Source organism: Acrocarpospora pleiomorpha, assembly GCF_009687885.1.
In the GTDB taxonomy this organism is placed as follows: Bacteria; Actinomycetota; Actinomycetes; order Streptosporangiales; family Streptosporangiaceae; genus Acrocarpospora; species Acrocarpospora pleiomorpha.
Genome location: NZ_BLAF01000051.1, coordinates 1 through 14,603 on the forward strand (window position 1 = coordinate 1; position 14,603 = coordinate 14,603).

Consider the following 14,603-nt stretch of genomic DNA (forward strand, 5'->3'; position numbering starts at 1 on the left):
CACCGGGTCCAGCCCGCAGACCGACGGGTTCGTCAACTGCAGCTACGGCGCCCTGGTGGGTAGCGTGGCCACCGCGGTCGTGCCGATCCTGGCGTGGGACGTGCCGTTCAACGAAGGGGTCATGACGGCGTTCGAGGTGGTCGCCGAGCCGGGCAGCATCGTCAACCCGCGCCCGCCGGCGCCGATCAGCAACGGCCACCTGACCACCGGCGCCCGGGTGAGCAGGCTGATCGTCAAGCTGTTCAACCAGGCGTGCCGGGGCAGTGCCGATCCGGTGCTCCGGGAGCGTACGCAAGGGGTCTGGGCCGATTCCTGGACGGGTGGGATCTCGGCCGGAACCCGTGAGGACGGCGAGTACTTCGTGCTGTTCAACATGGACGGCGGCGGCATGGGAGCCGGCGCCCAGCCGGAAGCCGACGGCCTGGACTGCGCCGGGATGATGACGCAGATGAACAACATGCTGCCGGATGTGGAGATGAACGAGATGCTCTACCCGGTGCTCTATCTGTGGAAGCGGCTGGCCCCGGCCAGCGCGGGCCACGGCGCGCATCGGGGCGGCCTCGGGCATGAGTTCGCCTGGACGTTGCACGGGGCGAGCCAGGTGACCCAGACCGTGTTCGCGCCGAGCGCTCAGGTGCCCGCCGACGGCTACGGCGGCGGTCTGCCCGGCGGCGGCAGCGGCCACCTCCTGTGCCACGACACCGACGTCTGGCAGCTCATGTCCGACGGCGCCATCCCCACCGACGAGACGCTGTCCTCGACCGACAGGCGACTGCTGGACATCAACCAGCACGACCTCACCGTCCGGCACAGCGACGTCTTCATCCAGTGGAACGCCGGCGGAGGCGGCTATGGTGACCCCGTCCTGCGCGACCCAGCGCGGGTCGCGCAGGACGTCAACGACGGCTACGTGACCGCGGCCGTGGCCGAGAGCGTGTATGGCGTGGTGCTCGACGGCGACCACGCCGACGCCGCCGCGACCGCCGCACGCAGAGACGCGCTCCGCGCCGAACGGCTGGCGGGCACGCCCCCCGCGAAACCGATCCTGGACTCGGCGATCGGCTCCGCCGGAGCTTCCGTCCCCCACCTGGGGACGGACGGCCACTGGTACTGCCCGGCCAGCGGCGCCCTGATCAGCACCGCCGACGACTGGCACGACGACGCCGTGATCCAGACCCGCCCCGCCGCCGAACGCCTGGCCGAACTCGGCGTCCGGATCCGGCCCCGGTCCGGCGAGCCCGCCGTCCTGCTGGAGGAGTTCATCAGCCCATCCTGCGGAACCCTGCTGGAGACCAGAGTGCGCGTGGCCGCGCCAAGACGCCCGCCTGCGAACTATTGCCCGCGCTCGGAATAGCCAGGATGAACCTCGGCGTCGAGGCCGAAGCCGGCCGCGAGCTTCGCCAGGATGCCCTGGAGTAAGCGGCGTTCCTCGTCGTCGAGCGAGGCGAACAGCTCACGCTCGTGGGCTTCCGCGATGCCGCGGAGCGCGCCCATGGTCGCGTGGCCCGCGTCCGTCAGGCGCAACTCGTGGTTGCGGCGGTCGTTCTGGCTGCGGGTGCGGGCCACCAGTCCACGGTCTTCGAGTGAGTCGATGAGCACCACCACTCGGCTCGGCACGGTGCCGAGCCGACCTGCCAGGTCTCGCTGACTCATTCCGGGGTTACGCGAGAGCAGGCGCAGCACGCCGGCATCCGACGGAACAAGACCGAGATCGCGGACCCGCTCGGCGAAGCGGGCCGAGGCGAACGTGCCCAGCTGCGTGAGGAGGAAGCCCAGGCGGCGCCAAGTGGATGCGTCAGTCACGTCATCAGCATAAGGGGATTGACAGAATGATTCAGCCTATGAATCATTCTAGCTATGACCGAATCATCGTCCACCGACTACGTCGCCACAGGCCCCCGCCGTGGGGGTGGCCCCCATCCCGGCCTGCTGGCTCTCATCAGCCTGGCCCTGTTCCTGGCCGGGCTGATCGTTGGAGCCGCCCTGTCCGGCGGAGCCACCCTGCAGTCCCCGTTCGCCGAAACGAGTGACGTGGTCGCGCGATTCGCCGATCACGCGTTCGCCACCCGGGTCGCCGCTCTCTTCCAGTTCGGATCGGCCGTCCCCCTGGGGATCTACGCCGCGACCGTCTATGCGCGTCAGCTGCGATTGGGCATCCGGGTTCCCGGCCCCGCCATCGGGTTGTACGGCGGGATCACGGCGAGCCTGCTTCTCCTGGTCTCGTCGATGACGACCTGGGTGTTGAGCCGTGCCGAAGTGAGCGTTGACGGCGCGCTCACCCACGCGCTCGCCTATCTCTCCTTTATCACGGGCGGTGTGGGATACGTCGTCGGACTCGGATTGCTCGTCGCCGGTCTGGCCGTGCCGGCCCTCATCCTGAAGCTGGTGCCGGCCTGGCTGGCCTGGACCGGACTGGTCATCGCGGCGCTGTCCGAGCTGAGCTTCGTCTCGATGGTCGTCGAGCCCCTGCAGGTATTGCTGCCCATCGGCCGATTCGGCGGGGCGATCTGGCTGATCATTGTTGGATTCCTGCTGCCCCAGACCCGAGCCGCCGCGAACCGGGAACGCCCATGATCGCCCTCGTCACCGGCGGCACCGGCGGGATCGGCCTGGAGATCGCGCGCAACCTTGCCCGGACGGGCGCGAGCGTGATCGTCACCGGCCGGGACGAGGACCGAGGTGCCGCTGCCGCGGCCGAACTCGGCACGAGATTCGTACGCGTCGACCACCTGACCGTGGCAGGCAATCTCTCCCTCGCGCACCTCCTGCCGCGGGAGGTGTCCCACCTGGACGTCGTCGTCAACAACGTGGGCGGCGCCGCCTTCACTCGGCGAACCCGCACCGCCGAGGGCCACGAGGCCACGCTGTCACTGAACTACCTAGGCCCCATCGTTCTTACTCAAGCGCTGCTTCCGCTCCTGGGCGACCGCGCCCGCATCGTACAGATTGTGTCCAGCGCCTTCACGATGCACACCGGCGACCCCTTCACAGAGCCGGGCACGTACTCGGCGATCAGCGCATACGCGCGGGCCAAGCAACTGAACCTCCTCGCGACGCTGAGCCTGGCCCGCGCCCTCGCGGGCAGGGCCAGGATCAACGCCGTGAACCCAGGGATGGCCTGGACACCGGGGGTGCGGGCCCTGACCCGGGATGACGTGCCCGCCTGGCGGTACGTGTGGCCCCTCATGCGACTGATCCAACGCCGCGGCTCTCCCCGGAAAGCGGCGCACACCCCCACCGCGCTCGCCGCCGAGGAGATCGGGTCGGGCGACTTCTATGAGGGCAACGGCAGGCTCATGCCCATTCCCGACCGGCTACGCGACCCGGAACCGCAGGATCGCGCCCTGCGCGACGTCGTCGAACTCATCGAGCGACGTTAGCCGTCGAGGCGGGGGTTGATCAGGCGGCCCCGGCGAGCGTGGCGTGCAGCATGGTGCGGGCGGTCCAGCGCATGAGTTCGGCGGCGGCATCGCGGGTGAGGCCGGCGATGTCGGTGAGCCAGATGAGTGTTTCGATGCCGGTGGCGGATCGGATTGCCACAGCGAGGCGGCGAACGTCGAGGTCTGGATGGGTTTCGTGTAGCGGGGCCAGGGCGTCCTCGATCCAGCCGACGGCCCGTCCGCCGCGTAGCAGGGGTTGGTCCGCGTCGGGTTCGAGGGATAGGCGCAGCGAGGCGCGCAGTTGTGGTTCCCATTCGATGGTGATGCGGGTGAATGCCTGCATGACCAGGTCCAGCCGGGTTTCGACGTCGCGTGGTGGGTCTTCGGGCAGCAGGGAGTGGTGCTCGATCTCTGGATGGGCGGCCGTCAACAGCGTGCGCTGGTTGGGGAAGTAGCGGTAGGCCGTCGTCCGCGAGATGTGCGCGGCGGCGGCGGCTTCCTCGACGGTCGGGGTCAGGCCGTCGGCCAACAGCTTGCGGGTCGCCGCGACCAGCGCCTCGCGCGTTCGGGTCCTGGAGTACAGGGACCGGCCGGGTGCCAAGACCAACCCTCATCGGCATCCCGACAGCGTTATGTACACGCTGAGTTCCTTCCGCCGGAGGGTCGCCACCGGCGGGCGGGAGGTGGAGGTCGAGCTTCCGGCGGGGCAGGTGCGGTGGCTGGCCGCCCAGGAGCATCACGGCGAGAACATCGGCGACACCGACACGCACACGCTCTTCGTCGAACTCAAGGAGCCCAGTCCCAGCGGCTCATCTCCGGTCGGCGAGCCGCTGGGTCCCAGCACGAACAGCGACTGATCTGTGCCGCCGTCCCGCGCCGAACGGCACCTTCGCAGAAGCCTCGTGGAAGGTGGTCCGGTAGGCCGACGCACTGATCAACCCTGCCCGGTCACCTGAAGGCGGCGAAGAATTCGCGGATGTCACCGAGCAGCAGGTCGGGGGCCTCCATCGCGGCGAAGTGCCCGCCGCGGTCGAAGTCGGACCAGCGCACGACGTTGTTGACCTTCTCCTCATCGCGGCGCAGGGCGATGTCCTGGACGGTGAACAGCGCCACGGCCGTCGGCACGGGAGACGGCTCCGGAGCGCCCCAGGCGTGCCCGTCCTCGTAGTAGAGCGCCGCCGAGGAGCCCGCCGTGCCGGTCAGCCAGTAGATCGTGACGTGGGTGAGCAGCAGATCGCGATTGATCGCCTCGTGCGGGAGTTCCTTGGCCAGGTCGGTCATGTCCCTGATCTTGTCGATGATCCAGGCGAGCTGGCCGGCGGGTGAGTCGGTCAGGCCGTAGGAGAGGGTCTGCGGTCTGGTGGACTGGATGGCGATATATCCGCCCGCCTCGGTCATGAACTCGTTCATCCGCCGCACCCTGGCACGCTCGCGCTCGGTGAGCGTGGGGTCGTCCTCGCCCGCGCTGGGGTAGGTCGTGCCACCGTTGACGTGCACCGCGACGACGTTGCCGGGAGCCTCCAGGCCCAGCGCGCGGGAGATCCCGCTGCCGAAGTCGCCGCCCTGGGCGCCGTACCTGTCGTAACCGAGCCTGCGCATGAGTTCGGCCCAGGCCGCGGCGACGCGCCGGGTCGTCCAGCCTGGCTCGCCGGTCGGGCCGGAGAACCCGAAGCCGGGGATGGAGGGGATGACCAGGTGGAAGTCCCGCGACAGCGGCTTGATCAGGTCGAGGAACTCCACGATCGAGCCGGGCCAGCCGTGGGTGAGGATCAGCGGCAGGGCGTCGGGGCTGTCGGAGCGTACATGGAGGAAGCGGATGTTCGTTCCGTCGATCTCGGTGGTGAACTGCGGGTAGGCGTTCAGCCTTGCTTCCCAGGCCCGCCAGTCGTAGCCGTCGGCCCAGTAGGCGGCCAGCTCCCGCAGATAGCCGACCGGGACGCCACGGCTCCAGCCCTGGTCGGCGATTTCGCTCGGCCAGCGCGTACGGGCCAGCCGGTCGCGCAGGTCATCCAGCTCGGCCTGGGGGATCTCGATACGGAAGGGGCGAATCTCGTTGCTCATGTCGCAGACGCTATGGGCCGCCTAGGCCAGGATGAGTCCTAGGTACACGGCACATTGGATGACATGGTGGAAACCTCGGCTCGCCTGCTCCGGCTGCTGTCGCTGTTGCAGACCCATTGTCAATGGTCGGGCGCGGAACTGGCTGATCGGCTCGGGGTGAGCCCGCGTACCGTCCGCCGTGACGTCGACCGGCTGCGTGAACTCGGGTACGTCGTGAACGCCGTCGCGGGGGTGTCGGGGTACCGGCTCGGTGCCGGGTCCGATCTGCCGCCGTTGCTGCTGGACGATGAGGAGGCGGTGGCGGTGGCCGTGGGGTTGCGTACGGCCGCGGGCGTGACCGGTATCGCGGACAGTTCGGTGCGGGCGCTGGCCAAACTGGAGCAGGTGTTGCCGTCCCGGCTGCGGCATCGTGTCCGCGCGCTGCAGTCGATGACCGTTCCCATGATGACGGGCGGGCCTGCGGTCGATCCGGACACCCTGATCGTGGTTACGGCGGCCTGCCGCGACCATGAGATGCTGCGGTTCGACTACCGTGCCCATGACGGAGGGCAGAGCAGACGTCTGGTGGAGCCGTACCGGCTCGTGGCCACCGGTCGCCGCTGGTATCTGGTCGCCTATGACACCGAGCGTGCGGACTGGCGCACCTTCCGCCTCGACCGGCTCGCTCTCCTCAGTCCCAACGGCCCGCGTTTCGTCCCGCGTGACCCGCCCGCCGCCGACCTCGCCGGATACACCTCCCAGGCGATATCGAGCGCGCCTTACCGTTACCAGGGCCGCTTCACCATGCGGGCGCCCGCCGCGATCGTGGCCGAGCGCGTCGCCCCGACGGCAGGTACGGTCGAGCCCATCGACGCGGGGACATGCCTGCTGACCTGCGGCTCCAACTCGCTCGACGAGCTGGCTCTCTGGGTGGCGCTGACGGGGGTGCCCTTCACCGTTCACGAGCCGCCTGAGCTGATCGAGCACATCCGCGCGCTCACCACCCGACTCGCCGACGCTACTGGTGGGCCGGAGATCCGGCCCACCAGGGCGGGCATTACGGGGCCGGGTAATCCGTGATGTACACCGGCGCACCGATCTTGGTCGTGTCGGCCGCGTCGCCCACGCCGTTGACGACGTGGTCGATGATTCCGGCACTGAGGTTGACGGTCATGATGTGGTGCAGCTTGACGCCCGGGGTCGCCGGAACCTCGAAGCCGTTCTCGGTGTGGATCGACGGGTTGTTCTGGTTGAAGACGTAGACCCCACCGCCGTAGAGGAGGTGCCTCTTCACGTGCCTGCCTACCTTGTAGCCGGCATAGCCCTCGACATCGCCGTCCATCCAGTCGGCCTGGGTCGGCGGGTCATACGGCAGCTCGTTCTGGTAAAGGATCGTCGTGCCGTCCTCGCCGTTCCAGATGGTGTTGTGCCGCTGGAAGTGCTCGACGAACAGGCCGGTCGCGGTCACGTGGTCGCCGTTGATGATGGCGCCGTTGCGGCCGGTGTTGGTGTTCCAGCGCTGGGTGTCGGTGAAGCCTTCGACACCGTGGTCGGCGCGCCACACCCAGGTGTGGTCGATGAGCACGTGGTCGCTGTTGACCTCGAGCGCGGTGTTGGTCCTGCCGACGTGCGGTCCGCCAACGCGGAAGTACACGTCGGACAGAGTTGTCGGATTGTCCGCCGAGCTGTGGCTCCTCTTGTCCTTCTTGCCCACCTTCAGCAGAACCTGCGACTTCTTGAGACCCGCGTCGATGGTCACGCCGGCGACGATCACGCCGGGGACGTCGTCGACCTCGACCGGGGTCGAGGCGTTGACGGCGGTGAGCGTGGCGTGCCCGATGCCGAGGACGACCGTGTTCGGGCGCTCGATGTCGATGCTCTTCTCGATGTCGTACACGCCGGGCGTGAGCAGCAGGTGCTTGCCGCTTTCGAGCGCTTTGTTGATGACCTTCACCGAATCCGACGGCTTCGCGATGAAGAAGTCGCTGATCGGCAGCGTATAACCCGGGGTCATGCCGTTGGCCCACGTGATACCGCGTGTGCCCTTCTGGGCGGCGGGTACGCGGACGTTGTAATCGCCCTGCGCGTCAACGAACAAGTAGGGCTTCTCGCGGCTGACGGGAGTGGTCTCGAGGGTGGTGTACGGCGGGCTCGGGAACGCGGTCTCGTCCGGTGCGCGGACGACGCCCGAGAAGACCTGGTTCCACACGGCGTTCGACCAACCGGCGACCTCGCTGTTGCGGGTCAGCCACTGCTGCTGCGATCCGTTCGTGACGGACGGCAGCTTGGAGTCGGCGATGAAGCCGCCGCTGGCGTACTGCGGGCCGGCGGTGCAGTAGTCCATCAGCGACAGGTTGCCGCCGCTGATGTTGAGACGGCGCAGGGACACCGCCTGGGAGACGGCCCAGAAGTTCGCCGACGACCGGCAGCCGTCCTGGCCGGCCGCGTTGATGTTGATCGACAGGTTGGACAGGGTGCGCCAGAAGTTGACGAGCGCGAGGCAGTTGCCGGTGCCGCCGTCCGCCAGGCAGCGGTTGTAGACCTCGACCTTGCCGTTGATGACGACGTCGGTGGGGGAGGCGCCCAGGCCGGCGATCTCGGTGTAGTAGCCGACCTTGAACTGGAGCGGTTGTTCCGCGGTGCCGTACGAGCCGGGCTTGAAGAGGTACGCGTGGCGCGTGGTACCCATCTCGTTGTCGACCTGAGCGGCGTGTGCCGCGTTCAGGGTCGCCTGGATTTCGGTGACGGGCATGCTCGGATCGAAGACGGTGACGTTCGGCCCGAGATCAGGGGTGCCGTGGTGTGAGGCGGCCGTGGCGGGCAGTCCCGCCGTCATGACCGCGGTCGCCAGCACGACACCGAACGTGAACGCCCGACCGATGTGCAGGTGGGTCGTCATACAGGTCCTTTCCACTGCTGTGCAGCGCTTCCTGGACGGCCATTGGGGGGTGCGGAGATCCTTCAACGGCGGCCGACACCGCAGGACCACGAGAGCGCTCTCTCTCGCTGCGTAATACTTGTATCAAGGATTGAAGTATTGCCACGTTTCTATCGCGTGAACTGGCTGGAGCACAAGACGGCGCGTATGGTCTGATGCGCATGTTCTGGTTGTTGCAGGAGAGGATCTCGCCGTGGACTACGCCGCAGCCCTGGTTGAGCAGAACATGTTGTTCGGTGAGCTGATCCGCGACGCGGACCCGGCGACGCCGGTGCCGACCTGTCCGGGTTGGACGCTTCAGCAGCTGTTCCGGCATGTCGGCCGGGGTGACCGTTGGGCGGCCCAGATCGTGCGGGACCGGGTGGAGGAGTTTCTCGATCCCCGTACGGTCCGGGACGGAAAGCCGCCCGCGGATCCCGACGGCGCCATCAGGTGGCTGCACGGCGGACCGCGCGCCCTCGCCGACGCGATCGCGGACATCGGCGCGGACACCGCCGCCTGGACGTTCTTCGGTCCGCGTCCGGCGGCCTGGTGGGTGCGGCGCAGGCTGCACGAGGCGACGGTGCACCGGGCGGACGCCGCGCTCGCGCTGGGCGTGCCCTACGAGCTGGCGGCCCCGCTGGCCGCGGACGGCATCAGCGAATGGCTCGACATGGTGGCCGACACGCAGCGGCTCGGGCGGCCGGCCTCGCTCGATCCCGGCGTCACCCTCCATATCCACGCCACCGACGACCTCGGGCCGTCCGGTGAATGGATGATCAAGGGTGGGGAGGGCGGTGTCACCTGGGACCATGGCCACGGCAAGGCCACGACGGCCGTGCGCGGGCGCGCGGTGGATCTACTGCTGGCCCTGCTCCGCCGCCCGGCCACCGACGTGCAAGTCTTCGGTGCGGAAGACGTCTGGGCCACCTGGCTGGAACGCACGCCGTTCTGACCGGTCACATCGTGATGACGACCTTTCCCCTGGCGCGTCCCGTCTCGAGGTAAGCGACGGCCTCGGGCAATTCCGTCAGCGGATAGGTTCTGTCGATGATCGGTGTGATCTTCCCGGCTTCGAGAAGCTCGCGCAGCTCGGTGAGGTCGTCCTTGCTGATCTGGGCCAGGAAGGTGAGCATCGTCTGGCTCACCATCCGCGACAGGAGAATCACCCGGAGCATCCCGATCACCGGGCCGATCCACTGGCCCTTGGACGGCGCGGCTCCCACCAGAACCCCCCTGGGGGCCAGAACGCGTCGGCATTCCCCCGGCCTCCGGTTCCCCACCAGGTCGACCAGCAGGTCGTAGCGCTTCCCCGAATGGGTGAAATCCTCCTTGGTGTAGTCGACCACATGGTCGGCGCCGATCGACAGGACAAGCCCGACGTTCGGCGTGCTGCACACCCCCGTCACCTCGGCCCCCATCGTCTTGGCGAGCTGCACCGTGAACGTCCCCGTCCCGCCCGCCGCGCCGTTGACCAGGACCTTCTGCCCCGGCCTTACCCGGCCGCGCAGTGCCTGCAAGGCGGTCAGCGCCGCCACCGGGACGGCCGCCGCCTGCTCGAAGGTCAGGTTCGCCGGCTTCTTGAGCAGCGCGCCGCTCGCGGGCAGGGTGGCGTACTCGGCGAAGGCCGCCGCGCGTTCTGCGGTGGACAGGCCCCTGCTGCCGAACACCTCGTCACCGCGCTTGAACTCAGTGACGTCGCGGCCCACGGCTTCGACGTGCCCCGCCAGGTCCGCGCCCAGGGAGGTGCCCCTGGGGCGGGTGAGGCCCCACGCCAGCCGGGCCAGGTATGGCGCACCCCGCATGAAGTGCCAGTCCAGCGGGTTGACCGAGGCCGCGCGTACGCGAATGAGCACCTCGTCGTCGCCGACGGCGGGCGGATCCACCTCCTGGAGCCGGAGCACCTCCGGCGGACCGTAAGCGTGGTAGCGGATTGCCTTCATGATGGCCTCACTTCACCTCGGCCGGTCACGCCCGGTAGCCGAATCGTTGCTCGCCAGCCTAGGCGGCACGCGGAAACGCCGAAATCAATGAAATTCGTGATTCCTCCGTCGGTACGCGTGCCGGGGTAGTCTCCGTTTCAACCATGGCCAGACCTCCGCGCCGCCCGGGCAACCTGCAGGCCGAGACGACCAGCTTCATCGGCCGCCGCCGCGAGCTGGCAGAAGTCAGGAAGAAGCTCACCGAGGCACGCCTGGTCTGCCTCACCGGTCCTGGCGGCGTCGGCAAGACCCGGCTGGCGGTCCGGGCCGCGGCCGAACTCGGGCGCGCGTTCCCGGACGGCGCGTGGCTGGTCGAACTCGCCGAAGTGCGGGATCCCGCGCTGGTCGGGGAGGCCGTCATGGCGGCCCTGGATCTGCGGGATCAGGCGGCGGCCGAGCCCTTGGCGCTGCTGCGGTCGTACCTGGGAACCAAGAAATTGCTGCTGGTGGTGGACAACTGCGAGCACCTGCTCGCCGGGGCCGCCCGGCTGGTGGCGGAGGTCATGAAGGCGGCGCCGGGCGTGCGGGTGATAGCCACCAGCCGGGAGCCGCTCGCGGTGCCCGGTGAGCATGTGGTGCCGGTTCCTCCGCTCGATCTGCCGGCCGCGGACGTGCCGCTCGCGCGGCTGCGGCAGAACGAGGCGGTCACGCTGTTCGTGGAACGGGCCGCGGCCGGTTCCGGCAGGTTCGAGTTGACCGCCGCCAATCAGGCGGCCGTGGCCGACCTGTGCCGTCGTCTCGACGGGGTGCCGCTGGCGATCGAGCTGGCGGCGGTCAGGACGCGGGTGCTCAGCGCGGAGCAGATCCTCGAGCGCCTGAGCGACCGGTTCGGGCTGCTCACCGGAGGGGGAAGCGTCGCGCTGCCGCGCCAGCAGACGCTCCGGACCACCATTGACTGGAGCCACAACCTGCTGGAGGCGGGCGAGCAGGCGCTACTGCGGCGGTTGTGCGTGTTCGCGGGACGGTTCACGCTCGACGACATCGAGTCGGTTTGCGCCTACGGTGACGTGCCGGCGCTCGATGTGTTGTCGTCGCTGGTGGGCAAATCGCTGGTGATGAAGGAGGACGCGAAGGGTTTCGCCTGTTACCGCCTGCACGAGACGATGCGCGAGTACGCCGCCATCAAACTGCGGGAGGCCGGCGAGGAGGAGACCCTCGAACGGCGATGCGCCGAATACTACGGCGCGAGATGCCGGCGATCCGCGGCCGAAGCCCGGTTCCGGCTCGTCGAGTGGCTCGAATGGATGGATCTGGAGATCGACAATGTCCGGTTCATCCTGCGGAAATGCCTGACACCGGAGGCATCCGCGCACGGAATCGGCCTGGCCTACTCACTCGGCTGGTACTGGATCACGCGGGCCACCGGAGAAGGCGCCCGATGGCTCGACGAACTGCTCGCCTTCGATGGCGGCGGCCTGCGGACCCGCGCCCAGGCGTATTTCATGCGTGGATTCCTGGCCGTCCTGCAATCGGATCCCGCGTCCGCCGGTCCCGCGCTGGAACAGGCGGTGGCGGCGGCCCAGGAGGCGGGCCAGCACAGCCTGCTGTCCCAATCACTCTCCCTGGCTTCGATCGCCGCCAGCATGACCGGAGACCGCGCGTCGGTGCTCCGCCTGGCCGCCGAAGCCCAAACCGCCATGGCCGACGCCGGAGACCTACCGGCCACGCTCATGCTGCTCCAGGCACGCGCCTTCACCGGCCTGTACGCCGGGGACGTCGACGCGGTCCGCGCGGCGGCGGGGGAGGGCGTGCGTCTCAGCCGCCACGTGGGCGACGACTACAGCCTCGGCATGATGCTGCTGAACCTCGGCTCCGCCATGCTGATGGCCGGTGATCTCGACGGCTCCGAGCCGCTGTTCACGGAGGGTCTGCGAATCGCCGAGCGGATCGACGACCGCGTGGCGCAGTATTACCTGCTCGACGCCCTAGGCTGCCACGCCGCGATGACCGGCCGGGCGCGGCTCGCGGCCCGGCTGCTCGGGGCGGGGGAGACCGTCCGGGCGGGAGTCGGTGCCCGCGTCATGACCTTCCTCGGCCCGTTGCTGACCACGGCCGGGGAGGCGGCGAGGACGGCGCTCGGCGATCCCGGGTTCGAGAAGGAGTTCGAAAGCGGGAAACGACTCAGCCGCGACGCCGCGATCAGGCTGGCGCTTGGCGAGCCCGCGCCCGACGCCGAGGCCGCGCCGGCGGATCCGGCCACACCGCCGCTGGGAAGGCGGGAGGCGCAGGTCGCGCAGCTGGTCGCCGAGGGCCTCAGCAACAAGCAGATCGGGGCCCGGCTGTTCATCTCCGAGCACACCGTCGACAGCCATGTCCGCAGCATCCTGAACAAGCTCGGATTCCATTCGCGTACGCAGATCGCCGCCTGGGTGGCCTCACCGCAGCGGTGACGCCGGGCCAGCCCTGCTGGCCGTACAGCTCGGCCCGCCCGTCCCAGGCTAGGCCGGTTTCCCTCCTTGGAACGTTTCCTGGAAGCACTGAGCAACTGCGAGCCATCGCCCAAAGGTCAGGCGACTTTCACCGAGTGGTCGCCGAAGTCAGCCACGACGTCCAGTGTTCCCCCCCAGCGCGGTGACGTAGGCGCGAACAGTGTCCAGGCCGCCGATCTGGCCATGTTCGATCTGGGAGATGCGTGCCTGGGAGATGCCCATTCGCTCGGCGAGAAGTTTCTGGGACATACCCAGACGCTTGCGCATCTCGGCGAGCTGGGTGCCGCGCAGTTCTGCCCGCAGTTGCTCGCGGCTGGCCTCCCGGGCGGCGACCCGCTCGGGGGAGTCCCAGTCGGGGTCGATGTCACGGATCTTGGCCTTGGCGTCGGACCATTTCACGAACTCGCTCATCGTCCGTCCTCTTCCTTCTCCTTCTCGGCGCGGTATGCGGCGTAGCGTTCTTCTACCAGGGGGATCGCGGCGCGGTACCACCGGTTCCATTCCCTGTGAGGGGCTCATCCGGCTCGGCCAACCGCGCGAGTTTGCTGCTGCCCGCTGACCGTGGGCCGGATGACGTCGACGTCGAGCCGTTCGCGGAGATCATTCTGTGGTACGTGAGATGCGACGGGTCGACGAGATGCTGGGCGGCCGTGCGAAGGGTGCCTTGGATGGCACCGGTCAGCTCAGTCCGGGATGAGTCCGGCGTTGTTGAACCGCTTGATCAGGCTGGGCTTGCTCAAGTGCTGTTCCCGCAGGTGGGTGAACCGCTTGGTGAACGTCTCGATGCGATCGTCGCGGTAGGCGACAGCTTGCAGGTCGCGCAGGAGATCGACGGCCTGGTCGTAGTCGCGGGGCTTCTTGGTGTCGATGAGGGACTCCACTCGCGCCCAGGCCGCTTCGACGTCCTGGGCGAGCTCGTCGAGGTGGCGCTTGCGGGCCGCCGCGCGCTCGCGTTCACGGTGCGCCTGCTGCTCGGCGAGGAGGGCGGCTTCCTGCTGCTCGCGGGCGTGCCGGCGGTTGGCGGTGGCGTCCAGCAGTTCGGCGACCGTACGGCCCGGCTTCGGCTCGGCAACAGTCCCGTTCTTGCCGCGGAACGTGGCGAGCAGTTCGAGCCGCACACGGGCGGCGTCGTCTTCGGCGACTCGCAGCAGCAGGGCGTCCTTCCTGGTGGCGGGCAGGTCGCGGATCCAGGCGCTCAGGGCGGCCCGGTCTGGTCCCACGGCTTGTGCTGCCGGGCTGGCTTCGGCCGCGACGGCGAGGAGGTCGTCATCCAGGCGCAGGAAATCGGCCAGGGCACGCTGGGCGGCGGTCAGGGAGCCGAGTCCCGGCGGGACGGGTGGTTCGAGCTCGTCCTCGTCGGAGTAGTCGAAGGCATCCTCGTCCCGTTCCCACGCCCCATAGGCGGACAGCCACGCCAGATACAGCGGGCGCAGGTCACCGGCGGCCAGCTCGGCGCGGACTCCGACGATCGCCGACAGGGAGCGCTCGACGTCCTCTTCCCAGTATTCCTCTTCCTCCTGGCTGGTCATATCCAGGATCACGTGCTCGCCGGAGGTCCACGCGGTGACCTGTTCGCCGACGCAGTACCGCTCGACGGCGGCCGGGTCGAGCAGCGCGGCGGGGAGGCGGAGCATCACCTGGTGGGTGCCCCAGTTGGTGAGGTAGAGGTGGGCATCGTAGTAGCGCTCCATCATCGCCTGCGGGTCGCCGTGAAAGTTCCCCCAGTGGTATTCGTTGGTGAAACTGGTGGCGGTGATCCTGGCGCGGGTGGACAGGGCGCGGACCTCGGCCTGCTGCCGGTCGGTCAGCGGGCGGTCGACTGCCAGGAACTCGTAGTACTGATACTCGCTCACGT

The 14,603-nt window shown here is 68.8% G+C and carries 14 protein-coding genes; 7 read left to right on the top strand and 7 right to left on the bottom strand.

The features are described from left to right. Positions 1-1,354, top strand: a 1,354-nt coding sequence (locus Aple_RS35735; RefSeq protein WP_174889919.1) for a hydantoinase B/oxoprolinase family protein, incomplete at its 5' end; no start/stop codon positions are given. On the opposite strand, the gene Aple_RS35740 is transcribed toward Aple_RS35735, so the two are convergent. Beyond that, a complete protein-coding gene (locus Aple_RS35740) occupies positions 1,333-1,803 on the bottom strand; it encodes a MarR family winged helix-turn-helix transcriptional regulator (protein ID WP_155349175.1) in 471 nt (156 codons plus the stop codon). The genes Aple_RS35735 and Aple_RS35740 overlap by 22 nt on opposite strands. 54 nt (positions 1,804-1,857) lie before the next feature. Here Aple_RS35740 and Aple_RS35745 point away from each other — a divergent pair, with 54 nt between their 5' ends. Then, the gene (locus Aple_RS35745; RefSeq protein WP_155349176.1) at positions 1,858-2,574 is read left to right on the top strand and encodes a hypothetical protein; all 717 of its coding nucleotides are present in this window, start codon (positions 1,858-1,860) and stop codon (positions 2,572-2,574) included. Further along, on the top strand, positions 2,571-3,380 hold the full coding sequence (locus tag Aple_RS35750) for an SDR family NAD(P)-dependent oxidoreductase (protein ID WP_155349177.1): 810 nt from the start codon (positions 2,571-2,573) through the stop codon (positions 3,378-3,380). The genes Aple_RS35745 and Aple_RS35750 overlap by 4 nt, the downstream gene beginning before the upstream one ends. A 19-nt stretch (positions 3,381-3,399) precedes the next feature. Here the strand turns inward: Aple_RS35750 and Aple_RS35755 are convergent, their stop codons facing one another. After that, a complete protein-coding gene (locus tag Aple_RS35755; protein ID WP_218038668.1) occupies positions 3,400-3,981 on the bottom strand; it encodes a TetR/AcrR family transcriptional regulator in 582 nt (193 codons plus the stop codon). A 31-nt stretch (positions 3,982-4,012) separates the two neighbouring features. On the opposite strand from Aple_RS35755, the gene Aple_RS35760 reads away from it, so the two are divergent. Then, positions 4,013-4,237: a hypothetical protein gene (locus Aple_RS35760; protein ID WP_218038669.1), complete on the top strand. Its 225-nt coding sequence runs from the start codon at positions 4,013-4,015 to the stop codon at positions 4,235-4,237. Positions 4,238-4,328: 91 nt separating this feature from the next. Here Aple_RS35760 and Aple_RS35765 read toward each other — a convergent pair whose 3' ends face one another. Beyond that, positions 4,329-5,441 carry an epoxide hydrolase family protein gene (locus Aple_RS35765; RefSeq protein ID WP_155349180.1) on the bottom strand — a complete coding sequence of 371 codons (1,113 nt, stop codon included), beginning with the start codon at positions 5,439-5,441 and terminating at the stop codon, positions 4,329-4,331. A 63-nt stretch (positions 5,442-5,504) separates the two neighbouring features. On the opposite strand from Aple_RS35765, the gene Aple_RS35770 reads away from it, so the two are divergent. After that, entirely contained in the window at positions 5,505-6,500 is a 996-nt protein-coding gene (locus tag Aple_RS35770) for a helix-turn-helix transcriptional regulator (RefSeq protein ID WP_155349181.1), read from the top strand. Here Aple_RS35770 and Aple_RS35775 read toward each other — a convergent pair. Further along, on the bottom strand, positions 6,478-8,319 hold the full coding sequence (locus tag Aple_RS35775; protein ID WP_155349182.1) for a pectate lyase-like domain-containing protein: 1,842 nt from the start codon (positions 8,317-8,319) through the stop codon (positions 6,478-6,480). The genes Aple_RS35770 and Aple_RS35775 overlap by 23 nt on opposite strands. Before the next feature lie 232 nt (positions 8,320-8,551). Here Aple_RS35775 and Aple_RS35780 point away from each other — a divergent pair, with 232 nt between their 5' ends. Continuing rightward, positions 8,552-9,292, top strand: coding sequence for a maleylpyruvate isomerase family mycothiol-dependent enzyme (locus tag Aple_RS35780; RefSeq protein WP_155349183.1), 741 nt, complete (start codon positions 8,552-8,554; stop codon positions 9,290-9,292). Between the two features lie 4 nt (positions 9,293-9,296). On the opposite strand, the gene Aple_RS35785 is transcribed toward Aple_RS35780, so the two are convergent. Then, the gene (locus Aple_RS35785) at positions 9,297-10,280 is read right to left on the bottom strand and encodes an NAD(P)-dependent alcohol dehydrogenase (protein WP_155349184.1); all 984 of its coding nucleotides are present in this window, start codon (positions 10,278-10,280) and stop codon (positions 9,297-9,299) included. A gap of 143 nt (positions 10,281-10,423) precedes the next feature. Between Aple_RS35785 and Aple_RS35790 the strand changes: the two genes are divergently transcribed. Then, complete coding sequence (locus Aple_RS35790) at positions 10,424-12,709, top strand: helix-turn-helix transcriptional regulator (protein ID WP_155349185.1); 2,286 nt, start codon at positions 10,424-10,426, stop codon at positions 12,707-12,709. 147 nt (positions 12,710-12,856) lie between these two features. Here the strand turns inward: Aple_RS35790 and Aple_RS35795 are convergent, their stop codons facing one another. Beyond that, positions 12,857-13,159, bottom strand: coding sequence for a helix-turn-helix domain-containing protein (locus Aple_RS35795; RefSeq protein ID WP_246264991.1), 303 nt, complete (start codon positions 13,157-13,159; stop codon positions 12,857-12,859). 272 nt (positions 13,160-13,431) lie between these two features. Further along, on the bottom strand, positions 13,432-14,601 hold the full coding sequence (locus tag Aple_RS35800; protein WP_155349186.1) for a hypothetical protein: 1,170 nt from the start codon (positions 14,599-14,601) through the stop codon (positions 13,432-13,434). Between the last annotated feature and the right edge of the window lie 2 nt (positions 14,602-14,603).